20 protein-coding genes are annotated in these 23,066 nt (G+C 69.2%); 12 read left to right on the top strand and 8 right to left on the bottom strand.

Annotation, left to right across the window (positions count from 1 at the left end):
- Nucleotides 1-286 precede the first annotated feature (286 nt).
- From C8K30_RS04825 to C8K30_RS04815, 3 genes are all read left to right on the top strand, one after another.
- On the top strand, nucleotides 287-1,297 hold the full coding sequence (locus tag C8K30_RS04825; RefSeq protein ID WP_233256971.1) for a hypothetical protein: 1,011 nt from the start codon (nucleotides 287-289) through the stop codon (nucleotides 1,295-1,297).
- A gap of 600 nt (nucleotides 1,298-1,897) precedes the next feature.
- A complete protein-coding gene (locus tag C8K30_RS04820; protein WP_199230331.1) occupies nucleotides 1,898-2,302 on the top strand; it encodes a hypothetical protein in 405 nt (134 codons plus the stop codon).
- A 154-nt stretch (nucleotides 2,303-2,456) separates the two neighbouring features.
- The gene (locus tag C8K30_RS04815; RefSeq protein ID WP_108491681.1) at nucleotides 2,457-3,740 is read left to right on the top strand and encodes an MFS transporter; all 1,284 of its coding nucleotides are present in this window, start codon (nucleotides 2,457-2,459) and stop codon (nucleotides 3,738-3,740) included.
- 152 nt (nucleotides 3,741-3,892) lie between these two features.
- On the opposite strand, the gene C8K30_RS04810 is transcribed toward C8K30_RS04815, so the two are convergent.
- On the bottom strand, nucleotides 3,893-4,435 hold the full coding sequence (locus tag C8K30_RS04810) for a GNAT family N-acetyltransferase (protein WP_108491680.1): 543 nt from the start codon (nucleotides 4,433-4,435) through the stop codon (nucleotides 3,893-3,895).
- A gap of 153 nt (nucleotides 4,436-4,588) precedes the next feature.
- Nucleotides 4,589-6,388 carry a discoidin domain-containing protein gene (locus C8K30_RS04805; RefSeq protein ID WP_158280932.1) on the bottom strand — a complete coding sequence of 600 codons (1,800 nt, stop codon included), beginning with the start codon at nucleotides 6,386-6,388 and terminating at the stop codon, nucleotides 4,589-4,591.
- A gap of 249 nt (nucleotides 6,389-6,637) precedes the next feature.
- On the opposite strand from C8K30_RS04805, the gene C8K30_RS04800 reads away from it, so the two are divergent.
- Nucleotides 6,638-7,276: a LysE family translocator gene (locus tag C8K30_RS04800; protein WP_233256970.1), complete on the top strand. Its 639-nt coding sequence runs from the start codon at nucleotides 6,638-6,640 to the stop codon at nucleotides 7,274-7,276.
- Nucleotides 7,277-7,344: 68 nt separating this feature from the next.
- On the opposite strand, the gene C8K30_RS04795 is transcribed toward C8K30_RS04800, so the two are convergent.
- Nucleotides 7,345-7,710, bottom strand: a complete 366-nt coding sequence (locus C8K30_RS04795) for a VOC family protein (RefSeq protein WP_108491678.1) — start codon at nucleotides 7,708-7,710, stop codon at nucleotides 7,345-7,347.
- A 92-nt stretch (nucleotides 7,711-7,802) separates the two neighbouring features.
- Between C8K30_RS04795 and C8K30_RS04790 the strand changes: the two genes are divergently transcribed.
- Together C8K30_RS04790 and C8K30_RS04780 are read left to right on the top strand one after the other, a co-directional pair.
- Nucleotides 7,803-8,771, top strand: coding sequence for a YafY family protein (locus C8K30_RS04790; RefSeq protein WP_108491677.1), 969 nt, complete (start codon nucleotides 7,803-7,805; stop codon nucleotides 8,769-8,771).
- A gap of 336 nt (nucleotides 8,772-9,107) precedes the next feature.
- Complete coding sequence (locus C8K30_RS04780) at nucleotides 9,108-10,055, top strand: aminoglycoside phosphotransferase family protein (RefSeq protein WP_108491675.1); 948 nt, start codon at nucleotides 9,108-9,110, stop codon at nucleotides 10,053-10,055.
- A 69-nt stretch (nucleotides 10,056-10,124) separates the two neighbouring features.
- Here C8K30_RS04780 and C8K30_RS04775 read toward each other — a convergent pair whose 3' ends face one another.
- Nucleotides 10,125-11,231 carry a N(5)-(carboxyethyl)ornithine synthase gene (locus C8K30_RS04775; RefSeq protein WP_233256969.1) on the bottom strand — a complete coding sequence of 369 codons (1,107 nt, stop codon included), beginning with the start codon at nucleotides 11,229-11,231 and terminating at the stop codon, nucleotides 10,125-10,127.
- 217 nt (nucleotides 11,232-11,448) lie between these two features.
- Nucleotides 11,449-12,708: a prolyl oligopeptidase family serine peptidase gene (locus tag C8K30_RS04770; RefSeq protein ID WP_108491673.1), complete on the bottom strand. Its 1,260-nt coding sequence runs from the start codon at nucleotides 12,706-12,708 to the stop codon at nucleotides 11,449-11,451.
- 269 nt (nucleotides 12,709-12,977) lie between these two features.
- Between C8K30_RS04770 and C8K30_RS04765 the strand changes: the two genes are divergently transcribed.
- Complete coding sequence (locus tag C8K30_RS04765; RefSeq protein WP_108491672.1) at nucleotides 12,978-13,706, top strand: dienelactone hydrolase family protein; 729 nt, start codon at nucleotides 12,978-12,980, stop codon at nucleotides 13,704-13,706.
- 146 nt (nucleotides 13,707-13,852) lie between these two features.
- Here C8K30_RS04765 and C8K30_RS04760 read toward each other — a convergent pair whose 3' ends face one another.
- The gene (locus tag C8K30_RS04760; RefSeq protein WP_108491671.1) at nucleotides 13,853-14,329 is read right to left on the bottom strand and encodes a MarR family winged helix-turn-helix transcriptional regulator; all 477 of its coding nucleotides are present in this window, start codon (nucleotides 14,327-14,329) and stop codon (nucleotides 13,853-13,855) included.
- 80 nt (nucleotides 14,330-14,409) lie between these two features.
- Here C8K30_RS04760 and C8K30_RS04755 point away from each other — a divergent pair, with 80 nt between their 5' ends.
- From C8K30_RS04755 to C8K30_RS04745, 3 genes are all read left to right on the top strand, one after another.
- On the top strand, nucleotides 14,410-15,480 hold the full coding sequence (locus C8K30_RS04755; RefSeq protein WP_108491670.1) for an LLM class flavin-dependent oxidoreductase: 1,071 nt from the start codon (nucleotides 14,410-14,412) through the stop codon (nucleotides 15,478-15,480).
- The gene (locus C8K30_RS04750; protein ID WP_108491669.1) at nucleotides 15,477-16,133 is read left to right on the top strand and encodes an NADPH-dependent F420 reductase; all 657 of its coding nucleotides are present in this window, start codon (nucleotides 15,477-15,479) and stop codon (nucleotides 16,131-16,133) included. The genes C8K30_RS04755 and C8K30_RS04750 overlap by 4 nt, the downstream gene beginning before the upstream one ends.
- A 63-nt stretch (nucleotides 16,134-16,196) precedes the next feature.
- Nucleotides 16,197-17,003 carry a CPBP family intramembrane glutamic endopeptidase gene (locus C8K30_RS04745; protein ID WP_108491926.1) on the top strand — a complete coding sequence of 269 codons (807 nt, stop codon included), beginning with the start codon at nucleotides 16,197-16,199 and terminating at the stop codon, nucleotides 17,001-17,003.
- Nucleotides 17,004-17,079: 76 nt separating this feature from the next.
- Here C8K30_RS04745 and C8K30_RS04740 read toward each other — a convergent pair whose 3' ends face one another.
- Nucleotides 17,080-17,910, bottom strand: a complete 831-nt coding sequence (locus C8K30_RS04740; RefSeq protein WP_158280931.1) for a serine protease — start codon at nucleotides 17,908-17,910, stop codon at nucleotides 17,080-17,082.
- Nucleotides 17,911-18,122: 212 nt separating this feature from the next.
- Between C8K30_RS04740 and C8K30_RS04735 the strand changes: the two genes are divergently transcribed.
- Both C8K30_RS04735 and C8K30_RS04730 read left to right on the top strand, forming a co-directional pair.
- A complete protein-coding gene (locus tag C8K30_RS04735; RefSeq protein ID WP_108491668.1) occupies nucleotides 18,123-19,067 on the top strand; it encodes an ATP-binding cassette domain-containing protein in 945 nt (314 codons plus the stop codon).
- The gene (locus C8K30_RS04730) at nucleotides 19,064-19,813 is read left to right on the top strand and encodes an ABC transporter permease (protein ID WP_108491667.1); all 750 of its coding nucleotides are present in this window, start codon (nucleotides 19,064-19,066) and stop codon (nucleotides 19,811-19,813) included. The genes C8K30_RS04735 and C8K30_RS04730 overlap by 4 nt, the downstream gene beginning before the upstream one ends.
- Here C8K30_RS04730 and C8K30_RS04725 read toward each other — a convergent pair.
- On the bottom strand, nucleotides 19,797-22,946 hold the full coding sequence (locus C8K30_RS04725) for a BTAD domain-containing putative transcriptional regulator (RefSeq protein ID WP_108491666.1): 3,150 nt from the start codon (nucleotides 22,944-22,946) through the stop codon (nucleotides 19,797-19,799). The two genes, C8K30_RS04730 and C8K30_RS04725, sit on opposite strands and share 17 nt — an antisense overlap.
- Nucleotides 22,947-23,066: the final 120 nt, after the last annotated feature.

Below are 23,066 nucleotides of genomic sequence, written 5' to 3'. Positions count from 1 at the left end.
ACGACGTTCACCCGATTGCCTAAGGGCTCGCATAGGCTGGCGTGGGTAGCCTCCCGGGGTGAGTAAACTCCGCCGAAACCTCCGAATCATCGCTGCGGTCGCGGGGGTGGTGGCCGCCTCACTTGCGGCCCGTGCTGGGCTGCGTCGCCTTACTGAGGGCCGTTCGGCGGCTCAAACAGAAGCGGTGCAACCCCCGCATCCGGACACGGAGGTGGATCGGTCGTCCGAAGCGAAGAGTGATCGTGGGCGATCCAGGCGCCGATTCAGCAGGTCCGCCATCTGGCTCGTGCTGTTCCTTGTCTCAGTCGTCGCTGGTTTCGTCGTCTGGCCGGGCTATGCGGCCGTGCCGAATGCTCCACAGGTCGCTGGTGGAGTGTTGATCATGCACGACCACGTCGAGACAGACGGCGGCAGCAGGTATGTCGGGCTCCGCGCAACTGTGGAGGCACAGCAGTGGGAGACAGGCGTACCGGACGTCAGCATGCTGCAGCTCGACGTCAAGTTCGAGGCGCCGATCGCCGACCACCGCTGGTACGTGGTCGCTTCTGGCGATTACGGCGTTGTGCAGGGCCTCCCTCTCTCGCTCTACTGCCATCTTGCCGCTGGCCAGCCTTCGGCAGGCGGTGGAGTTGCGTGTCCCGGAGGCGACCTTAGTCAGGAAATGGAGTTCGAGTTTGGCCGCGAGCTCGGATTTCATGGGGGCTCGAACACGATTACGTCTTCGATCGTCGACCTTGATGGGTACGACCGCCGTGATGTCACCGTTGTGAGTGGGCTCGTACCCGATCCTGATCCCGACACCGGCGAGGTAGCGGTGACTATCCAATTGCCGATTGCCACCCCTGCGAAAGCAACTGTCTCAGGCAAGGAATTCGTGCGCTACGGGGCAATCGGATTCTCCGATTGGGAATGGGGGGCCTCGGTTCCCCTAGCGCAAGGATGCACGCTCGAACCTCCAGTCAAGACTGCTGATGTTGTCCTTATGTCCACGTGCGTCCCACTTGAGCGGGTCATCGTCACATCGACAGCCTTCGACACAGGCCTTGATGTCGGGGCCCGCGCGGTCGAGTATTCTTCACCGGACGTGGTTTCGGACGATCGGGTGACGTGGATCGTCGACGGCTCTTTTCCGGGAGGGCAGGCCCTTCTCAACGACCCGTTCGCTGAGGGCCAGGAGACTCAAAGGTCATTTGTGGCTGGCTTGCTTATCAGCCTGGGGGTCTCGTTCCTCGTTCTTCTCATCGAGGAGTGGCTTGGGTCGCCCCGGCGAAAGGGCGCCAGCTTGGGCGGTGAGTAGCCGCTGCAATCGTGCCGCCTTCGGGCACTACTATCAGGCGCGGACCGCGCAGCGGCAGATGCGTCGGCTTGTCGACGCCGGGCTGATGGCCGACCCGGGCGGCCGCTTGTCCCCCGAACCTTGCAGTAGTCCTAATTCATGCACCTGTCGTCGCCCCGGACGACTGACCCGGACGCCGTGGTATTCGACGGGTAGCCTGTGGCGTGCACGGGCATGCAGCCCTGTTCTTGAAATCGCGACAGACTCGTCGAGGTCCCGAAACGTTCCCTAAGCGGGGAGCGACACGCCGGCCCGATTCCCCCTCAGTTCCCCCAAGGCGCCAAGCCAACCGGTGAACTAGGAGGTCAGGACCACATGACACGCTTCAACGTCTGAGCATCGCCCGGGTCCCGGCCAGTCAAGGAGCCGGTCAACGAGCGCGGTGACTGTGCGCGGGTACTTGCGTTCGGCCGCCAGTCTTCGACCTGCCTCGCTCATTTGCTCGGTGCTGTGGGTGTCGGCGGTGAGGGCTCGGTGGATCGCGTTTGCGAGAGAGGCCGGGTTCCCCAGGGCTGCGGTGTACATCGCTGGCCGACCTGTACCGGCCGTCCGGCGGCACCTATGCTCCCGAGGCATGACCGTCTCGCCTTCACCGGACACCGCGGCCTGCCCGACGACGTCGAACGGCTCATCGACGACGTGCTGCGCACCGAACTCGAACGCTTCGACGCGACCGAACTGGTCGGGTACAGCTCGCTCGCTGACGGGGCAGACACCCTGTTCGCACGTGCGGTCCTCGATCTCGGCGGACGGCTGGTCGCGATCATTCCGGCCGCGGACTACCGCGAGGCGCTGCCTGTTGCGCACCGGAGCGTGCTCGACGATCTGGTTACGCAGGCGGTTGAGGTCGTCACTCTCGACTTTCCCGAGTCCACCAGCGAGTCCCACATGGCCGCCGCCCGCTGGTTCCTGGACCACGCCGACGAACTGATCGCCGTCTGGGACGGGCAGCCGGCCCGCGGGTAAGGAGGGACGGGCGACATCGTCGCCCTGGCCCGAGAGCGTCAGATCCCCGTGAGCGTGTTCTGGCCGGAAGGTGCATACCGCGACTGATCGGCGCCACCGCGCCGCGTCGAAATGACGTGACCGTGCCTGTCGTGGCGCCGTAGGGTCGCCGTCCGTGACCGCGACCGGAGACCCCAGAACAGGCATCTCCCGACAGGGCCTCGACTCTCGGTTCTGGCGGGTGCTCGCGGCGCAGTCCCTGTCAAGCGTCGGCACCGGACTGCACCTGGTCGCGCTACCGCTGCTGGCCACCACCTATACGCATGACCCTCGGGTCATTGCCGCGCTGGCCACCGTCGCGGGCGTGCCCGCCCTCGTGCTCGCGCTGCCAGTCGGCAACCTCGTCGACCGCACCCACCGCGGCCGGCTCATGGTCTACAGCGACCTGGCCTGCGTTCTGGTCGTGGCGGCCCTCACCGCAGCGGTCCTGGTCGACGTCGCCGGGCTCTGGCTGCTGTTCACCGTCGCGGCCCTGCTGGGAGTCGCCGAGCTCGTCTTCAGCACGGGCCTCTACGCCCTGATCCCCACGATCGTGCCCCGCGGCCATCTCTTGCGGGCCAACAGCCACCTCGCCGTCGGGCGGGAGATCGGCGCCGGAGGGATCGGCCCTGCCCTGGCGGGTGTCGCGTTCAGTGCAGCACCCGCGCTGCCGTTCGCGATCAACGCTGTGTCGTTCGCCGCCTCGGCAGCCGCGATCGGATCGTTCGCCATCGGGCACGGCACCCGCCCGAACACTCCCGCCCCCGATACCGACCCACCGGCGACCGCCAAGACACGGCTGAGCGCCTACGTGGGCGACCTGACGGCCGGGGTGCGCTTCGCGGCCCGTCACCGCACGATCCGCACCACTCTTCTCCTGTCCGCCGGGGCAGGACTGTTCGGCTGGATGCCCGAGGGCATCCTCGTCCTCTTCGCCAAGCAGGAGCTCGGCGCCACCGACGTCCAGTTCGGTCTCCTCATGGCCGTCACCGCGGCAGGCACGGTCCTGGGCGGGCTCGTCGTCCCCCGCCTGGCCCACCGCACGAGCATGACCAGGCTCGTCGTCTCGACCTACCTGATCTACGGCGCCCTGCTCATCCCGGTCGCGCTCACGGACTCGATCTTGCTCGTCATGGCACTGTTCTTCGTTCAGGGCCTGCCGCTCATCGCGAGCGGCGCCGCAGTCCAGTCCGCACAACAGGCCCTGGTCCCCGACCACCTCCTCGGGCGCACGGCCGTACTCCGTCACCTGATCAACGCGCTCACCATGCCAGCCGGCCTCACGGCCGGCGGCTTCCTCGGCACCTGGCTCAGCCTCGACGCCGTCTGGATCATCGCAGGAACCGGCTTCCTCATCGTCGTCGCCCTCTGCGGACCCGGTCTGCGCAATCTCGAACCCCGTGACGCACACCAGTCCTGACCGGCACCGCGGACACAAGCAGGGCATTCGTTACATCCGAACACGAGGCGTCACCAGTAAAGAGTCCCGAATCGTGACTGCGGGCAGAGGTTCCAATCGTTCTCGACAGGTTGACTCGTCAGGGCCTTGATGCCGTGGCGTCGAGTACGAGCTCAATCGGACGGCGTGACCGGGGACCGCACGCCGAACCACTGCTCGGCGCCGTATGCTTCCAGCCGCTCCACCTCGGTGAACCCCAGCCTCACAGCGAGGCGCATCGAGCGGTCGTTGGCGGTCTGGGTGGCGAGTACCACCGGCTCGCCCGGAAGCGCACCGGCGAACCAGTCGAGTGCCGCTGCGCACGCTTCGGCGGCGTACCCGTAGCCCCATGCCTCCGGCAGGAACAGGTACCCGAGCTCGACCTTTCCGACAGCCGGACGAACCTCATACTCCGCGTCGCGGCGGTCGAGCTGGACCAACCCGATCATCGCTCCGTCGAGATCGACCACGAACTGGCCGGGGCGCCCCCTCGGCACCGCAGGAAGCGTGCGCTCGAGCTCGTCACGCGGTTGAGCGCCACCGATGTAGGCACCCACCTCTGGTGAGGCGTTCAGCTCGATGGCCACCGCGCGGTCTTGGACCTCGGGTTCACGGAGCAGGAGTCGCTCTGTCCTGATCGGGTCGGGTGGCCAAGCGACGGGTCCCAGGTCTGCCATCTGCGCAGGCTACCGATCGCACCGGTTGAACTGCGGTAACGCTTCTGAGCCCTCGGGACAGCGGTGCGCCACGCCGCACGGGCCTGGACGCTGCTGAGGGCCGAGGTGCGCCTCGACGAGCGCGCCCCGGCCCCCAGCTGCGGACCTTCCTGATCAGTGCTGGGTGTTCACCGCCTCGAGCGCCTTCTTGTACTCCTTGAGGTCGACCCACGTCGCGCCCGCGTCGAGGCGCGCGGCCTCGATGGCGAGCAGCAGGTCGCCGACCGTGCCGCCCCCGACGAGCGGGTCCTCCAGGGCGACCGAGCCCGCCGCGACGTTGAGCCACAGGCTGAGCAGCTGCCGGTCGAAGACGTCGACCGGCTCGTCGTGGTTGCGCGCCCACAGCACCTGCAAGGCGTCGTCCATCGTGGTCAGGTCGACCACCTCGTCGAACACATCGCTCTGCGCGCGCGTGTGCGACAGGAAGCACAGGAGCTCGTCGGTCGTGTAGTCCGGGTTGCTGACCTGCCGGTACTCCGACGTCCAGTACGCGGCGCTGCGAGTCACGGGCTCCGGCGTCGGCTGCCCGCCCGGCGTGCCGTAGACCTCGAGCTCATAGAGGGAGAAGCCCCACTGCGTCGCGCGCTCGGTCGCGTAGAGACGCACGTGCTGGCCCGTGCCTGAGAGGTCGATGTTGTCGAAGAGGCCATCACCGTCGGTGACGGTGTGCACCGTGGTCCAGGTCTCGCCGTCCGGCGAGGTCTGGATCTCGTACCCCGACGCGTACGCGGTCTCCCAGTCGATCACGATTCGGCTGAGGTCGTAGCTCGCGCCGAGGTCCACCGCGATCCATTCCGGCTCGCTCCACTGGCTGCCCCACCGGGTGCCGGCGTTGCCGTCCACCGCCATGTCGCCGGTGCGAGACGGATCGTCGATGCTGGACGTCGTCACGGGTCGACCCAGGGCCAGCGACTCGCCGTCCTCGTCGGTGCACTCGTCGTTGCCCCCGTCGTCGGACAAGTAGCAGCGCAGGTACTGGTAGGACTCCGCAGAGGACTCGAACGAAGGCGCGTAGTCCCACTCGTAGGTGTAGTACTCCACGTACGGCTCGGCTGCGGCGATGATCGCCGGAAGGTCGATGTCACCGTTGCCGAGGGCGACCTGCCTCGGGTCGCCCTCGGCGTTGACGTTCACGGCGTCCTTGACGTGGAGGAGCTCGATGCGGTCCCCGTACTCCTCGATCCACGCCGGGACGTCGATGCCGGCGTCCGCGGCCCAGCCGACGTCGAGCTGGAACGTGACGTAGCGCGGGTCGGTGTTCGCCTCGATGACCTGCCAGGCGCTGACCATCTCCCCGGTCTCCGGGTGGGGGTACCGCGTGGTGAACTCGCTCTGGTGGTTGTGCAGCACGATCTTGTTCGCGCCGTTCTCGTGCGCGTACTGGCCGAGCTGGTTGACGTATGCCGCGGTCGCGAGCGCTTCCTCATAGGTGCCGTAGTTGCCCGCCATCCCGCCGGTCCCGATGTAGTCCTGGCCCAGTGCGACGGCGTAGTCGACCGTGTCGGGCCAGGTGTCCCAGTCCGTGCTGCCGTGGCTCGAGGACACCTCGAGGCCGTGCCTGTCGAGGATTGCCTTGTACTCGTCGACCGGCATCGAGTAGGGCTGGCTGAACGGCTCGATGTTGGTGAAGCCGGCGTTGGCCACCTCACCGAGCACGCGGTCGATCGTCTCGGGGGCCGGTGTCCCGAACCCGAGCTCACCGACGTGGGTGAACAGCTGGATGGAGATCTTGGAGTCGGGCAGCCCGTCCTCCTCTCCACATGCTGCGGCCGCTGTGGTGGTCGGGGTGGGGGCTGCGGGGGTGGAAGGAGCGGCGACGGCCGGGGATCCGGCGAACGTGCCCGCGAGGAGTGCGCTGCCTGCCAACGCCGTGGTCAGGCGGCGCGCACGAGGCGAATGTAGCGAGATGTGCATGGGTGCTCCGATTGACGACTCTGTCGATTTATAGCGACGACCGTTGCGACTTCTGCCGCTACGCATGCAAAAGTAGAATGGTCGTCGACCGATACCGTGTCAAGGGCGGAGCGAAGCCCGACGGCCTGGTGTCTTGAGGCGGGACCAGTGTTCAGCCGGCATGGGAATATTCGTCTGGCTCGACTGATCGCTGCGGCGTCGATACGAGAGTCGTCGCTCCCCACAGGTGGTCCGAGAAAGGAAGTTCGTGTGCTGGTGAGCTGGACAGCAGTGCTGGGCGTGGCCCTGGTCGAGCTGGGGATGGCGCTGACGCCCGGCCCGAACATGGTTCATCTGGCGTCGCGCTCGATCGGACAGGGGACCCGCGCCGGCCTGACCGCTCTGGCGGGAACGGCCGTGGGGTTTCTGGTCTATCTCGTGGCCGCCGCGCTGGGCTTCGCAGCGCTGTTCATCGCAGTGCCCGCACTCTTCGTGGTGGTCAAGGTCGCCGGAGCGATCTATCTCGGTTATCTCGCGTGGGAGATGCTGCGACCCGGTGGTCGATCCGTGTTCGATCCGGCAGAGGTGGCACCGGTTCGCCCCGCGCGGTTGTTCGGAATGGGTCTGGTGACCAACCTCCTCAACCCCAAGATCGCCCTGCTGTACGCCGCCTTGCTCCCACAGTTCATCGATCCTTCCCGTCCGGTGTGGTCCCAGTTCCTGGTGCTCGGCGGCGTACAGATCGTCATCGGGGTCATGGTGAACGGGCTTGTCGTCCTGGGCGCGGCACGGCTTGCGGGCCTGCTGCGAGGACGTTCGCGGTTGCTGCGGGTGCAACGCTGGGTGTCAGGGACCGTGTTGGCCGGCTTCGCAGTCAAGCTCGCCTTCGAACGGCAACCCGCGACCTAGCCTCGAAGGTCGGCACCGATAGCGGCGGGCGCGACACCGATGATGCCGCGCCCGCCGTGTAGAGACCGTTAGTCCCGCGGCGCTACACGGATGCGGTTCCCGTCGGGATCAGCTGCCACGAAGGTGCGGCCGAACCCCAAGTCCTGAGGCTCTTGCAGGATCGTGATGCCCTTGGACTGCCACAGTGTGAAGAGCGCGTCGAGCGCGTCGGGCCCTTCATCGTTGACCATGCAGATCTCGCTGGTGCGCGGGACGTCGGGCGAAAGCCCCTCGAACTGGCCCGACCACAAGGCGAGGTCCGCGCCGGGGCCAAGGTCGAAGGTTATGTATCCGGGAGTCTCGAAGGACGGACTTGAGTCGAGCAGGTCGCTGTAGAAGCGGGCCGCTGCGGGAGCGTCGTTCACGTAGACGATGGACACGACGGACGCAGTCATGTGGTTCTCTTCCGATCGGGCGGTTGAGTGCGTCCACCATCATGGAGGGAATATGCGCCGCGTTACGGCGTAATTTCTGAGATCTTGGAACCGTGACCCCGGACCGTTTCTTCTCCCTGATGCTGCTCCTCGAATCCAGGGATGCAACGACCACGCACGATCTTGCTTCTGCGCTCGGCGTGTCCCTGCGAACCGTCACGCGTGACCTGAACTGGCTCCGTGAGGCCGGGCTGCCGGTGGCCGCCCAGCGGGGCCGTCACGGAGGGGTGACCATGCTGCCCGGGTCCGGGTTTGACGTCACGCGGCTCACGCCCAGCGAACGCGATCACCTCTCGATCACAGGACTGGATGAGAAGCAACGCGAGGAGTTGAACATGTCGGTAGACAGCCGACGTGCGCTCTCCAAGATCACCGGCACACCAGCACGTCGAACGGCCGAACATCTACCCCTCACCGACGTCGTGCACGTGGACAGCCGTCCCTGGCTCCGGTCGCCGGCTGATGGCCCATCTCCCGCCTCACTGATCGGCCCATTACGACGAGGCCGCCGGCTACGGATCGGCTACTACAGCGCAAGCAAGGCACGCACTCACGACCTGGTAGTGGACCCCTACGGTCTGCTGGCCAAGGCCGGCGTCTGGTATCTCGTCGCAGACTGCGCCCGCGCACCCCGGATGTACCGACTCGAGCGAATCACGGCGTGGAGTGAGGTCGACCACCCACGGCAGACGCGCGCGGACCAGACCCTGGCCAGGGTTGCTGCCGCGCTCGTCGAGCAGTGGGACCGCGACCATGCCGTCGAAGTCAGCGCCACCATCGATCAGGAGCAGCTCGAGCGAGCGCAAAGGGTCCTCGGTCAGCGACTCATCGTCCAGGGCGGACCAGCACAATTCGCCACCGGCTACGCCGCCACGATCCGGTTCCGGCATCTGGAGGACGTGCGAGTGCTTCTGCCATTCGGGAGCAGCATCGCCGTGCATGGCCCCGCCGAAGCCAGGGCGCGCCTTTACGACTTGGCCGTCGAACTTTCCCAGTCCTACGCGCCGTTGCCAGCGTCATGACCCTGCCTCGACGCCGGCGATGGGCTGCATCCGCGCTGTGGCGACCGGCGCCCCGGTTGTCGTACTAGGGCGTGTTTCGGAAGTGGTCAGCGCTGTGAGATCCAGTTCAGGACGTCGGTGGCGATGGTGGTGGGGTCGGGATCTGACTCGAACTCGGCGATCGGCCAGGACGCTGAACAGCGGCCGGCCGATCGGGTCGTTCGGGTCGTGGACCTATCCGCCGACATTGAGCTTGCCCTCGGCTTCGGTGAGTTCCTCGACAGGGTCGCGGGCGGCGCCCTCGGCGCGACCGGTGCTGGGTGCCGGCGCATCGAAGATGCCTGCTATACCTAGGGCGTGGCAGATGCCCAAACGCCTGTGATCGCCGGGACGGTCGGATCGCTGCTCGGCAAGACTGCGGCGGCCTGGCGTGCACCTGAGTTCGGGCTGTCGGCTGCGGACCGACTCGTCGTCACGTTCAGCGATGGCAGCGCCGCGTTTGTCAAAGGGGCGACGACCGAAGAGACTGCGGGCTGGCTGCGTAACGAGCACCGGATCCTCGATCACCTGCGCGGCATCAGCCTCTCCCCCGAGGTTCTCGGCTGGCAGGACGACGGCACCGGACAGCCGTTGCTGGTGACGGAGGACCTGTCCGCCGCCTACTGGCCTGCGGCCGGCGCCGAGAATCCGGGCGGCGGCACGTCGACGGTCTGGCGACCCGGCGACTTCGACGTTCTCCGCGGCACGCTCGACCGTTTGCGCCGAGCGCCGCTCCCTGCCGAGCTGCCGCGGACTACCAGCTGGCCGGGACCACAGTGGCCGCGTGTTATCGAGCTGGCCGACCGGCTTGTCGATGTCGGTGTCGTCATCCGCGGCTGGCTCGAGGCGAATGCCGAGGCCCTAACCGCTGTCGATGCGGAGGCGGACACTGCTCTCGAGCTCGGTGCATACCTGGTGCACGGCGACGTCCGCAGCGACAACGTGTGCATCCTCGGCAACGCCGGCGAACGCGAAGGTCGCCTCGTGGACTGGTCGCACGCCGGCGCCGGCCACGAGTTGCACGACCTCGTGCAGCTGCTCCCCACGCTTCACCTGGAGGGTGGTCCGCCGCCGTGGCAGGTGTGCACCGAACCCGCACCCCTCATTGCGAGGCTTGCAGGGCCGTCGCTGCAGCGCGCCTGTGTGAGTGAGCAGCCAGATTGGCTCCGTCGCGTGTTCATCGACCTCGCGTCGATCAACCTGAAGTGGCTGGCAGTGGCCCTCGGGCTGCCACTGCCCGTGCCGGATCAAGACACGCCCGGTTGAGCAAGGCGCTCCAGGGGTCTCCGGCAGTACACAGAACCAGCGCTGAACCGACCAGTTCCGAAACGGGCCCTAGGCAGCCCGGGTGTGCGGATAGACCGGATCACGATCCTGAAAGCTCAGGATGCTCTGGTTCTGGATCACGCCGTCGTGAATCTCGATCGCGCGGGAGATGGTGTGATCCTTCGCCCACGCGGTCGGTCCTTCCATGACCGTGCGCAGGAACGGCAGGAGCGCCTCGCTGATCTCCCAGGTTGCCGAGTTCCACAGGTACGACGGGCTGTGGTCGACGGCGTAGTAGTCCACGCCTCGGCCGACCGTGAACATCGGCTCGTCGAACGTGGTGGGCCGCGCCCATTCGAAGCCCATCCCCAGGTCACACGAGACGTCGATGATCAGGCTTCCCGAGGAGAAAGGCTCCAGGTCCTCGGTCCTCAGGTAGGTCAACGGTGCGGCGACGTCCTGGAGCGTGCAGTTGACGACGATGTCGTGCGACGCCAGGAACTCGGGGAGCAGGACGTCGCCGGCCTGGGTGAGGACCTTGCTGAGGTGGGTCGGGCCGTCGTCGGTGTGGAGCTGGGAGATGTGTGCGGTGTGGATCGGCGAACCGACCGCCGTGACACCGCGCTGCGTGAGGACCTGGATGTCGTGGATTCCGTGCGCCTTGAGCGCGGTCACGGCACCCCGCGCCGTCGCGCCGAAGCCGATGACGACCGCGCTGAGTCGTGGCCCGTAGTCACCCGTCGAGCCGACCAGGCTCAGTGCGTGCAGCACGGAGCAGTAGCCGGCGAGCTCGTTGTTCTTGTGGAACACGTGCAGGCTGAAATCACCCCGGCGGGTCCAGTGGTTCATCGCCTCGAAGGCGATCAGCGTGAGCCGGCTGTCGATCGCGGTCTGCGTCATTCCGGCGTCCTGCACGCAGTGCGGCCACCCCCACAGGACGCGACCCTCGGGAATCGCTGCGACGTCCGCGGCTTGCGGCTTGGGCAGAAGCAGCACATCAGCGGAATCGAGCACCTCGGAGCGCTCCGCGACCCTACCCACGCGCGACTCGACGTAGCCAGGTTCCAGCTGAAAGTCAGCGCCGTAGCCACGCTCGACGGTCATCCGGGCACGCAGGTCCGGGTCGATCCGGTCCAGGTGATGGGGATGTATCGGCAGTCGCCGCTCGTTCTCCATCGAGGATCCTGCGAGCAGCCCGAGGGTGAGCAGATCGTCGCTCGGCGAGGAGCTGTTCGACGACTCGGTGGAAACAGCAAGGGAAGGGCGAACGGCGTCGGAAATTTGGATTCCCATCATTGGGGAACCAGGGTCAGCTCCTGCCTCGACTGTACGCCGATCTCCCGTGAGCCATTACCGAGCGCCCGGCTTCGACCCTTCATCGGGTCGTTGAGGCTCAGCGCTTGGTGACCGCCATCCACTCCCAGATGCTCGCACCGTCGTGGTGCGGGTCGTTGCGGGCGACGTAGATCCACGACCAGTGCCCGGGGAAGACGTTCCCGTCCCAGGTGACGTTGTCGTACAGGCTCATGATCGAGCCGTCGATCCGCTCGTGGGCGTAGACGGTGTTGTCCTCGGGGTCCAGGGTGTTGTCGTCGGCGGAGGCCACGAGCCACGTCGGCGTGGTCATCGCCGCGAGCTCGTCGTCCGAGATGAAGTAAGTGCCGGAGCCGTCGCGGGGACCGATGCCACAACAGATCGGTACGGAGCTCGCGAACGTCTCGGGGTGCTCGGCGACCATCTTCAGCGACATGTATCCGCCGTTGGAGCAGCCGACGACGTGGACCCGGCTCGCGTCGATCCGGTGCGCCCTGGCGACCTCCTCGATCGCCTCCAGGATGAGCGGCGCGAAGCCGTCGCCGTCCTGCATCCAGGCGGAGGTCGCCTGCGGCGCGAGCACGTAGGCGCCACCGAAGATGTCCTGTGCCTCCGGCGTGGCGAAGCCAAGCGCGCCCCGGTTGGCCCGCAGCGGCGCCTCGTTGTCGTAGTAGTCGTACCCGTCGGTCAGCAGGCCGCCCTCACCGCCGCCGTGCAGCCAGACGACGAGCGCCGCACCGCGTCGACCGGTCCGGCGCGCAGGGGAGTACAGCCGGTAGTTCAGGCCCGACGCCGTAGCGTGGTACTCAAACGCGTCGACCTCCGGATCGGACAGCCTGCCCTGCCGGAAGGAGTCGAGAACGATCGGGCCGCCCTCACGCGCGCTACGCAAGGGCTCGACCTGAGTGATCGTGTAGTCGAGGTCCAGCAGGACGTTGCGGCCGTACCCGCCCATGTACTGCAGGGTGCCGCCGCCGTTGACCCCCCATCCGTGCTCGAGCTCCAGCGTGATCTCGCTGCGGCGGGTCCACTCTGCCGCGGTGACCACACGACCCTGGTCGTAGGCAACCTCGCCGGTGAGCGGGTTGGTGGCGGTGACGTGCACGGCGAACGTCGAGGGGGTCAGCGACGACCGCACCGCGTGGTTCAGCGTGGGGGAGGAGATGGCGAGCGAGGTCACCTGCTCGCCGCCGTCGAGAACCTCGGCGATCGGCTTCACCAGCGCGTCGTGGGGTTCGCGACCGGCGGCAACGCTCGCGGCCGGTGCGCCGAGCAAGGCCGAGGCGCCTGCTGTGGCGCCGGAGACGAGCAGGGTGCGGCGGGTGATCGGGGTGCGCATGGCTGAACTCCTTTGTTCGGGGCCAAGGGGTCGGCCTGCGCCACGCAAGCGCGTCACCAACCACCCCGGAGGCTAGTGATCGGTGTTGATGCACGTCAACGGGTGCTGCGCAGACGATGGCGACACTGCTAGCCTCTCCGAGGCCGTGCAAGAGAACGAGGAGGTGGTACCCGTGAACGCAGTATCGACATGGGTGCTCCCCTCCGGGGTCATGGTCGGGCGATAGGTCGTCCGGGGAGCGCCGTCCAGCACTCCCGAAAGGCACGACCATGCACTTCACTTCTGAGCAGCGCCTCGACGACGGCGTCCTCGAGCGCGAGTTCACCCTCGGCGAGATCCCCGGCACCCTGTGGACGCCCGAGTCCGCGTCCGCACCGGTCCCGCTGATCCTGATGGGCCACCCCGGCGGACTGGACATGATGTACCCCCGGCTGGTGGCCCGCGCCCGGCACTCCGTGGCGGAGGGTTTCGCCGCGGCCACCATCGAGCTCCCCGGGAGCGGCGACCGGCCCCGTTTTGCCGACGCCGAGCAGGCCCGCGCCGACCTGCGCCGGGCGGTGACGGCCGGAGAGCCGGTCGACGAGATCGTCGACCGGCTGGTCCTCCCGCTGGTCGAGAAGGCGGTCCCGGAGTGGCGGACCACCCTGGACGCACTCCTTGCACTGCCCGAGATCGGCGGCCCGGTCGGGTTCTCGGGCGGGGTGATCGCCATCGGCGTCCGGCTGGCGGCGGTTGAGCCGCGCATCGTCGCCGCCGGTCTCTTCGCCGGGAGCTTCGTGCCCCGCGTCATGTTCGACGAGGCTCGTCAGGTGACGATTCCGCTGCACGTCCTGCTGCAGTGGGACGACGAGAACAACGACCGGCAGATGGCGCTGGACCTGTTCGACGCCTTCGGCTCCAAGGAGAAGACGCTGCAGGCCAACCTGGGCGGGCACACCGGCGTCCCCCGGTTCGCGGGGGAGGACGCGGCCAGGTTCTTCGCCCGGCACCTGAAGTAGGACCGGCCGACCGCAGGCGCCAAGACGCCGTCGGCCGGCATGAAGCTCATCGAGGAGGGCCGCGGCCCTCCTCGATGAGCGGTGGCCGGCAGATGCACTGATCACGCCGCGCGTGCGGAGCCCCGCGACCGCACCGGGCAGGTGGTCTACGACTCCGGGCCGAGGTCGAGATGGCGGCGCAGCGCGGCAGTGATCTCATCGACCTGCGCCAGCTGCTCCGGAGAGAGCGCGTCCACGAAGAGCTCGTGCACGGCGCGCAGGTGTGGCACGGAGCCGTGCCGGAACTTCTCCGCACCGGAGTCGGTCAGCAAGACCTCGACGCCGTGGACGTCGTCGGCGCACGGGACCCGGCGAACGAGCCCGCGCTTCTCCATCCGGCCCAGGTGGTGCGACAGGCGGCTGCGCTGCCAACCGATCAGCTCGGCCAGCTCCGAGGAGCGCAACGTCCTCTGGTTCGCCTCGCTGAGCGCGAGCAGCACCTGATAGTCACCGGCGGACAAGGACGACTCGCTCTGGAGCCGCCCCGCCAGCCGGGTGCGCAGCGCGTCGGCGGTCTCGATGTAGTTCCGCCAGATGCGCAGCTCCTCCCGCGTGAGCTTCACGCGGGGTTGCTTCTGGGCCATGGCGCCTCCCGGGATTGACACGTCAACTCTAATTGTTGGGAGGATTGACATGTCAATCCGGATCCCACAAGGAGCAACCCATGACCGACAGCACGGCCATCCAGTTCGGCATCGACAGCTTCGGTGACCTGCCTCGCGACGACGAGGGCAAGGTCGTCTCCCACGGCCAGGCGATCCGCGCGGTCGTCGACGAGGCGGTACTCGCCGACCAGACCGGTGTGGACGTCATCGCCCTGGGCGAGCACCACCGCCCCGAGTTCGCGATCTCCACGCCCGAGACAGTGCTGGCGGGCATCGCGACCAGGACCGAGCGCATCCACCTCGCGTCCGGTGTGACCGTCCTCAGCTCCGACGACCCGGTGCGCGTCTTCCAGCGCTTCGCCACGGTCGACGCCCTGTCGAACGGGCGTGCCGAGGTGATCCTCGGCCGGGGGTCGTTCACCGAGTCGTTCCCGCTGTTCGGGTACGACCTGACCGACTACGAGATCCTCTTCGAGGAGAAGATCGACCTGTTCCACAAGCTCCTGGACGAGGGGCCGGTCACCTGGGAAGGCACCACGCGCGCGGCGCTCAAGGACGCCGACGTGTTCCCGAAGACCGATTCCGGGCGGCTGACCACCTGGGTCGGCGTCGGCGGTTCGCCGCAGTCGGTGATCCGCACCGCGCAGTACGGGTTCCGGCTCATGCTGGCCATCATCGGCGGGGCTCCCGACCGGTTCGCCCCGTACGTCGACCTGTACCGGCGCGCCACCGAGCAGTTCGAGACCACCGCCTACCCGGTCGGGATGCACTCTCCCGGCTTCATCGCGGAGACCGACGAGGAGGCCAAGCGCCTCTTCTACCCCGGCTACAAGGAGACGCGTGACCGCATCGGTGCCCTGCGCGGGTGGCCGCCCCTGCGCCGTGAGGAGTTCGACGCCGACGTCGAGCAGGGCTCGCTGTACGTCGGCTCGCCCGAGACCGTCGCGCGGAGGATGGCCCACGCCATCCGCGCGCTCGACGTCGGACGCTTCGACCTGATCTACTCAGCCGCCGGCGCCGTCTCCGCCAGCGCACGCCTGCGCGCCGTCGAGCTGTACGGCACCAAGGTCATCCCGATGGTGCGCGAGCTGCTCGCGGAGAACCCCAGCACGCTGGAGGTGGCCCGGTGAGCGAGCGCCCGACCGCAAGCACCATCGGCATCCTCGGGGCCGGCAAGGTCGGCACCGTCCTGGCCCGGCTCGCCCTGGCCGCCGGTTACCGGGTACTCATCGCGGGGTCGGGGGACCCGGCGAAGATCGCGCTCACGGTCGACGTCCTGACGCCTGGCGCCACCGCCGTCCGGCCCGCTGATGCCGCCCGCGACGCGGACGCCGTGATCCTCGCCCTGCCGCTCGGCAAGTACCGCACCATCCCCACCGAAGAGCTGCGCGGCAAGCTCGTGATCGACACCATGAACCACTGGTGGGAGGTCGACGGTCCCCGCGAGCGGCTCCTCGAGCCAGGCGCTTCGTCCAGCGAGCTCGTGCAGGAGTTCCTCGACGGAGCGCGCGTCGTCAAGGCCCTCAACCACATGGGCTATCACGATCTCGACGACGAGGCCCGACCTGCCGGGCCGGAGCGGAAGGCGATAGCGGTCGCCGGGGACGCCGAGGCGGACGTCGCGGATGTCGCGGCGATCGTCGACGGCCTCGGGTTCGACCCGGTGCTCATCGGGCCGCTCGCCGAGGGCGTCCGCCTGGAACCGGGCAACGACGCGTTCGGCGCCAACGTCGACGCCGCCGAGCTCCGGCGTCTGATCCACGGGGCCGCGCTGAAGCAATAGGTCCCGACATGGTGTCAGCGCCGTGTCAGGGCCGTGTTCGCGGACCGGGCCAATCTCTTCCACATGGAAAACACACAGCGGCCTACGGCCACAGAAGCCACCCGTCCGAACGGAATCGTCGAGCGACTGCTCGCCGACAAGCACTCACTCCCCCTGTCCATCGCGCTGCACCTCGTACCGGGCGCCCTGATCGTCGCCGTCTACGCGCTGATCGCGGCGCCCTTCATCCGGGCGATCGACGCCCCGATCTTCGCCGCATGGGCGATCGCCCTCGCGGTGGTGCTCTTCCCGATCCAGTTCGGCCTCCTGTGGCTGGGCCGCAAGCGCACCGGCCGCTACTCGCTGCGCGGTGTGCTGCACTACCTGGACAAGCCGTTCTCGCGCGGGAAGATCACCGCGATCGGCATCGGCCTCATGGTGTACATGACGGTCGTGTCGTTCTCGCTCGTCCCGCTGGACACCCTCGTCTACGACGCGGCCTTCACCTGGATCCAGTACGAGGGCGCCGGCCCGTCGGCCACCACCTACCTCGACGGTTACTCGCAGCAGTCGCTGATCATCACCCTGCTGATCTGCCTGCCGTTCACCGGCTTCACCCTGCCGCTGATCGAGGAGTACTACTTCCGCGGGTTCCTGCTGCCCCGCCTGCCTCAGCTGGGCAAGTGGGCGCCGCTGTTCAACACGGTCCTGTTCTCGGTGTACCACTTCTGGGCGCCCTGGACGGTCCTGTCGAAGATCGTCTTCCTGCTCCCGGGAGTGTGGTTCGTCTGGTGGAAGCACGACATCCGGGCATCGATCTGGATGCACCCCGGATCGGCACTGCTCGCGACCACCGGCGGCCTCATCGCCGTCTCGATGGGCCTCATGTAGCAACAGCCCGATGAAGATGGGGCGCCGTCCGCAAAGGACGGCGCCCCACTTCTGTCTCCGCTGTTCGCGGTCCCCGCTACTCGCCGTCCTCCCAGTCCTCGATGGCCTGCTCGATCGGGTCGTTGAAGTCGGCCACCTCCGCGTACACGCCCGGGTTGCCTGCCTCAGCGCAGCCATGACCCCAGCTGACGATGCCGACCAGGATCTGGCCGCCGTCCTCGTCGGGCGCCATGAGCGGGCCGCCCGAGTCGCCGTCGCACGAGTCGACCCCGCCGTTCGCGAGGTCGCCCGCACACAGCATGGTCTCGCTGTCGGTCTCGCCCGGGTAGGCGTCGGCGCAGGCCTCGTCGTCGACGAAGGGCACCTCCACCCACTCCGCGACGGTCGGGTAGCTGGCGCCGGTATTGCCCCAGCCGGCGGTCTCGAGGACCTCGAACTCGGCGGGGTCCTGGTCGAGCGTGATCGGTTCGACGTCGACCGGCTCGTCGAGCAGCAGCAGCGCCCAGTCGTTGGCGGACTCGATCGGGTCGTTGAAGTCCTCGGAGACGTGCACGTCCGCCACCGCGGTCTCGACGAGCTCGTCGGACTCCAGGTCCACCGAGCCGGAGAAGACCACGAGGTCCTCGGGATCGGAGACGTCCGCGACGCAGTGCGCGGCGGTGATGACGACGGTCTCGGTGATGACCGAGCCGCCACAGAACTGCCGCTCCCACGGGGTGCCGTCGCCGGCGGAGCCGAGCCCCACGAGCCAGGGGTACTGCCCCTCCACGGCAGGCTGGCCGCCGATGATCTGGGGTCGGACGTCGCCGTCGCCGGTCGCCGCCTCAGCGCTGGCGGCGAAGCCGGTCCAGAGGAGCGCCGCCGCGGCGACGCCCGCACCGAGGCGGACCATGCGCTTTCGCTTCATGTCCACTGTGATCCTTTCGGGGTGGATGTGAGGAGCAGGCCGTATAGCCGTCCCGCCCGAAAGTAGCCAGATCGTCCTGGGACCCCTCCCGACCGCAGCCGCGCGAGCTCCTGACGTGGCGCGGCACCGCACCGGTGGCCGTGCAGGGCGGGGTCCCAGCCGCGTCAGGGCCGCGTCAGGAGCGTGACAGGCCGGGCGGCCACGGTGGGCACATGACAAATTCAGCGCTGACAGTCTCCGGACTGCGAAAGGCATACAAGGACAAGGTCGTGCTCGACGGCATCGACCTGGACGTCCCCGCGGGCACGATCTTCTCCCTGCTCGGTCCGAACGGGGCGGGCAAGACGACGACGGTCAACGTGCTGACCACCCTGATCAAGGCCGACGGCGGCACGGCACGCGTCGCCGGGCACGACGTCGCGACCGACGCCAAGGCGGTGCGCGCCGCGATCGGCGTCACCGGTCAGTTCGCGGCGGTGGACGAGCTGCTGACGGGGCGGGAGAACCTGCAGCTGATGGTGGACCTGAGCCCGGTGCCCGCCACGGACGGCAAGCGGATCGTCGACGACCTGCTCGAACGGTTCGAGCTCGTGGAGTCGGCCGGGAAGCCCGCGTCGACCTACTCCGGCGGCATGCGCCGGAAGCTCGACCTGGCGATGACGCTCGTCGGCAGCCCGCAGATCATCTTCCTGGACGAGCCGACGACGGGCCTGGACCCGCGCAGCCGCCGCACGATGTGGACGATCATCCGCGACCTGGTGGCCGACGGCGTGACCGTCTTCCTCACCACCCAGTACCTCGAGGAAGCCGACCAGCTCGCCGACCGGATCGCCGTCCTGGACCAGGGCCGCATCGTCGCCCAGGGCACGGCCGACGAGCTCAAGCGCCAGATCCCCGGCACTCACGTGCGGCTCCGCTTCGCCACCGCGGACCAGCTCGACGCCGCGGCGCGGGTCCTGGCCGACGCCACGCGCGACGACGACGGCCTGAGCCTGCGGGTGCCCGGCGACGGCGGCACCAGGTCGCTGCGCCTCCTGCTGGACCGGCTCGACGAGTACGCCCTCGCCGCGGAGGAGCTGTCCGTGCACACCCCCGACCTCGACGACGTGTTCCTGGCCCTGACGGGCCGCCAGACTGAGACGGAGGTCGCCCGATGAGCGCGACGCCCCACGCCCTGGTGATGCTGCGCCGCAACTTCCGGCACATCGCACGCAACCCGACCGCCGTCTTCAACGCGGTGCTGATGCCGATCATCATCCTGCTGATGTTCGTCTACATGTTCGGCGACGCCTTCGACGTGGGCGTCGACTACATCGACTACGCGACCCCCGGTCTTGTCCTGCTGGCCGTCTGCTACGGCCTGGGGTCCACGGCCACCGCGGTGAACTCCGACATGACCAAGGGGATCATCAACCGGTTCAAGGTCATGGACGTCTCGCGCAGCGCCGTGCTGACGGGCCACGTCGTGGCCAGCCTGCTCACCAACGTCGTCGCCGTCGCGGCCCTGATCGGGGTGGCGTTCCTGCTCGGGTTCAGTCCGGCGGCGAGCCCCCTGGACTGGCTCGGCGTGGCCGGGATGGTCGTGCTGCTCGGGTTCGCGACCGGCTGGCTGACCGTCGCGCTCGGGCTGGCGGCGAAGTCGCCCGAGACCGCCGGCCTGGCGTCGGTGCCGCTGGTCATGCTGCCGTTCTTCAGCAGCGCGATCGTGCCGGCGGACACGATGGGCCCCGGCCTGGCGCAGTTCGCCGAGTACCAGCCGTTCACGCCGATCATCGAGACGGTCCGGGGCCTGCTTGCCGGCACGCCGTCGCTCGGTACCGCCCTGGTCGCCGTCGGCTGGTGCGTCGCCATCGCCCTGGTGGGCTACCTGTGGGCGGGGGCGACGTTCACGAAGCGAGCGTGACCGCGGCGACCGGCTCCCAGCCCGCCTCCCGCCCTGCCCGAGCCGCCTCGGTGAACCCCGCGTCACCGAGGCGGCTCCGCGCCGCCTGCTCGACCCGCGCTATGTCCGGCGCGGCGCGGTAGTCGCGTCGTTCGTGCACCCCGGAGCTGGCCCCGAGCAGGCGCGCGGCCTGCTCGTGCTCCCCGAGCCGCCGTGCCAGGTCCGCGACGCCGACCAGCGCGATCGCGATCATCGGTGCGTGCCCCGTCTCGGCCGCGGCCCGGCAGGCCGCGGCGTGGTGCGTGCGCGCCTCGTCGAGGTCGGGGGAGAGGTACCCGAGCTGGTCGTGCACGACCGCCCGCATGTGTGCCCCGTCCGCGTCGTCGCCCCACAGGGCCGTCGCGGCGGCCAGGTGCTCGCGAGCCCCGGCGGCGTCGCTGCGCCAGCGCGCGAGCTCCGCCCGGGCGAGCGCGAGCGAGCCCAGCGTGCCCGGCCACGTGGCCCGCCGCGCGTGGCGCTCGGCCTCGGCCATCGCGGCCGCGCTCGCGTCGGCGTCGCCCAGGAACCAGTGCAGGTGGGCCAGCCGGGACCACACCTGGATGACGTCGTCGACGGCGCCGATCTCGGTGACGACCTCGACCGCCTGCTCGTAGTGCGCGCACGCGGCGGCGAGCTCGCCGCGTGCGGCGAGCTGGTCGGCCAGCTCGGACAGGGCGAACGAGATCCCGAACCGCTCGCCGAGCGCCCGGAACTCGGCGAGCGCCAGGGTGAGGTCCGCCTCCCCCTCGTGCTCGTCCCGGCCGAGGATCAGCTTCAGCTTGCCGAGCTGCAGACGGGCCAGTGCGTGGACCCAGGGGTCCTCCTCGTCCAGCACGGCCTCCCAGGCGGCCACGCCCTCATCGGGTGCCACCAGGAGGCGCTCCAGCGGGACTACGAGCGGCAGCGCGGCGTGCGGGTGCTCGCTGCTCAGGCCGAACCGGTACGCCTTGTGGATCCACTCGGCGGCCGTGTGCTCGTCGCCCATCCCGGTGCTCAGGAACATCGAGAGCAGCGCGTACACCCAGGCCTGGACGTCGTCGGACACCTCGCCGGGGAGCCGGGTGGCGGCGAGGATCAGGTCCATGCCCTCGGCCTTGTGGCCGCTCAGCCACCAGTACCAGCCGGAGCCCGCCGCGAGCCGCATCGCCTCTGCTGCCTCGCCTGCGGCCAGGGCGCCACGCATCGCGGCTGTGAGGTTGTCGTGCTCGACGGCCAGCGTCGCGAGCCAGGTCAGCTGCTCGGCACGGCGCAGGTGCGGCTCGGCCGTCTCGGCCAGCTCGGTGAAGTGGGCCAGGTGGGCCTGCCGGGCCAGGTCCGTCTCCCCGGCCTCCGCAAGGCGCCCGGTGGCGTACTCCTTGATCGTGCCGAGCATCCGGTAGCGCGGGGCGTCGGCGGTGCCGTCCGCGACGAGCAGCGACTTCTCGGTCAGGGCGGTGAGCAGGTCGAGCACGTCGTCCTGCCCGACGTCGGACGCCTGGCCGGAGCACACGCGCTCGGCGGCCTCCAGGCTCGCCCCGCCCCGGAACACCGACAGCCGGCGCAGGACGGCGCGCTCGGCGTCCGTCAGCAGCTCCCAGCTCCAGTCGACCATCGCGCGCAGCGTGCGGTGGCGGGGCAGGGCGGTGCGGCTGCCGCCGGTCAGCAGGCGGAACCGGTCGTCGAGCCGGCCGGCGAGCTGGTCCACGGACATGGTGCGCAGCCGGGCCGCGGCGAGCTCGATGGCCAGGGGCATCCCGTCCAGCGCCCGGCAGACGCGCGCCATGGTCGCCCGCGTGCGGGCGTCGTCGGCGAGGTCGGTGCGGACCGCGCCCGCCCGGTCGCGCAGCAGCCGGACGGCGGGCGCGGACCCGATCTCGTCGTGGTCCGCCGTCGCGCCCGGCACTGCCAGCGGCAGGACCTGCCAGAGCGCCTCGCCGGGGATGCCGATCGCCTCCCGGCTCGTGGTCAGGATCCGCAGCCGCCGGCACTCCCCGAGCACCCGCTCGGCGAACAGCGCGACGGACTCGACGACGTGCTCGCAGTTGTCCAGGATCAGCAGCGCCTCGCGGTCGCGGACGGCGGCGACGACGCGGTCGGTCGCGTCCAGGTTCGGCGCCTCGCCGAGCAGGGCGTCCCGGAGCTCGAGCCCCGTGAGCGCGGCCTGCGCCACGTCGCCGCCCGCCGTCACGGGGGCCAGCTCGACCAGCCACGCACCGTCGGGCAGGTCGCCGGCGAGCAGGCTCGCGGCCTCGGTGGCAAGCCGGGTCTTGCCCGCGCCGCCCGGCCCCACCAGCGTGGTCAGCCGGTGGGCCGCGACGAGGTCGCGCACCGCCGCGAGGTCCGCCTCCCGGCCGACGAAGCTGGTCAGCGCGGTCCGCACGTTGGTCCGGCGGGTGGTCTCCCGCGGGGCAAGCTCGCCCCGCAGCAGGGCGACGTGCAGCGCGGACAGCTCCGGCGAGGGATCGACGCCGAGCGCGTCGGCCAGCGCCTCCCTCGTGCGCTGGTACACGAGCAGCGCCTCGGCGTCGCGTCCGGTCGCGGCGAGCGCACGCATCAGCGCGGCGACCAGCCGTTCTCGTACGGGGTGCGCGGCCACCAGGTCGGTCAGCTCCGGGACCAGGTCGCCACCGTGGCCGAGGCCGATCTCCGCGTCGAACCGGTCCTCCATGGCTGTCAGACGCAGCCGCTCGAGCCGGGTGACCGCTGCTTGGAACGCCCCGCCGTCCTCCAGCTCGACATCCTGCATGGCCGCGCCGCGCCACAGTGCGAGTGCCTCGCGCAGCAGCCGGACCCGCCCGGAGACCTCTTCGTCGCGCGCCCTGGCTACGAGACGTTCGAACCGCACGGCGTCGACGACATCGGGCTCCACCAGCAACCGGTAGCCGCCCGTGTGCCCCTCGATCGACCCGTCCGGCAGTGCCTTCCGCAACCGGGAGACCAAGCGCTGCAAAGCGTTCGCCGCGTCGGAGGGCGGGTGTTCGCCCCAGATCCAGTCGACGAGCGTCGCCTTCGGGACCATACGGCCGGGGTTGAGCGCGAGGGCGATCAACAGCGCGCGCAGCCGCGTGCCCGGCACATCGGCGACGACGCCGTCGTCCAGGTGGACCTCGAACGGCCCCATCATCCTGATCTGCACCGGCCGATCTTGGCACATCGCTGCTGGTGGCGGTTGCGGGCCGCGAGCCGGCCACCCCGATCGCCGAGAGGTCGTTCCGGACGGAGGCCGGGGGTGGGACCGAGAGGTCCGGCGCCGGCC

The sequence above is a fragment of the Promicromonospora sp. AC04 genome (assembly GCF_003058225.1).
Classification (GTDB): domain Bacteria; phylum Actinomycetota; class Actinomycetes; order Actinomycetales; family Cellulomonadaceae; genus Promicromonospora.
This window is presented reverse-complemented; position numbering and strand designations above follow the sequence as displayed.

What these genes read in the sequence shown, in the direction of transcription:
- C8K30_RS04730 (WP_108491667.1), top strand. Translation starts at nt 19,064, where the DNA reads ATGAGCGCGACGCCCCACGCCCTGGTGATGCTGCGCCGCAACTTCCGG.
- C8K30_RS04805 (WP_158280932.1), bottom strand. Translation starts at nt 6,388, where the DNA reads ATGCACATCTCGCTACATTCGCCTCGTGCGCGCCGCCTGACCACGGCG.
- C8K30_RS04740 (WP_158280931.1), bottom strand. Translation starts at nt 17,910, where the DNA reads ATGAAGCGAAAGCGCATGGTCCGCCTCGGTGCGGGCGTCGCCGCGGCG.
- C8K30_RS04765 (WP_108491672.1), top strand. Translation starts at nt 12,978, where the DNA reads ATGCACTTCACTTCTGAGCAGCGCCTCGACGACGGCGTCCTCGAGCGC.
- C8K30_RS04820 (WP_199230331.1), top strand. Translation starts at nt 1,898, where the DNA reads ATGCTCCCGAGGCATGACCGTCTCGCCTTCACCGGACACCGCGGCCTG.
- C8K30_RS04775 (WP_233256969.1), bottom strand. Translation starts at nt 11,231, where the DNA reads ATGGAGAACGAGCGGCGACTGCCGATACATCCCCATCACCTGGACCGG.
- C8K30_RS04770 (WP_108491673.1), bottom strand. Translation starts at nt 12,708, where the DNA reads ATGCGCACCCCGATCACCCGCCGCACCCTGCTCGTCTCCGGCGCCACA.
- C8K30_RS04760 (WP_108491671.1), bottom strand. Translation starts at nt 14,329, where the DNA reads ATGGCCCAGAAGCAACCCCGCGTGAAGCTCACGCGGGAGGAGCTGCGC.
- C8K30_RS04795 (WP_108491678.1), bottom strand. Translation starts at nt 7,710, where the DNA reads ATGACTGCGTCCGTCGTGTCCATCGTCTACGTGAACGACGCTCCCGCA.
- C8K30_RS04735 (WP_108491668.1), top strand. Translation starts at nt 18,123, where the DNA reads ATGACAAATTCAGCGCTGACAGTCTCCGGACTGCGAAAGGCATACAAG.
- C8K30_RS04810 (WP_108491680.1), bottom strand. Translation starts at nt 4,435, where the DNA reads ATGGCAGACCTGGGACCCGTCGCTTGGCCACCCGACCCGATCAGGACA.
- C8K30_RS04755 (WP_108491670.1), top strand. Translation starts at nt 14,410, where the DNA reads ATGACCGACAGCACGGCCATCCAGTTCGGCATCGACAGCTTCGGTGAC.
- C8K30_RS04745 (WP_108491926.1), top strand. Translation starts at nt 16,197, where the DNA reads ATGGAAAACACACAGCGGCCTACGGCCACAGAAGCCACCCGTCCGAAC.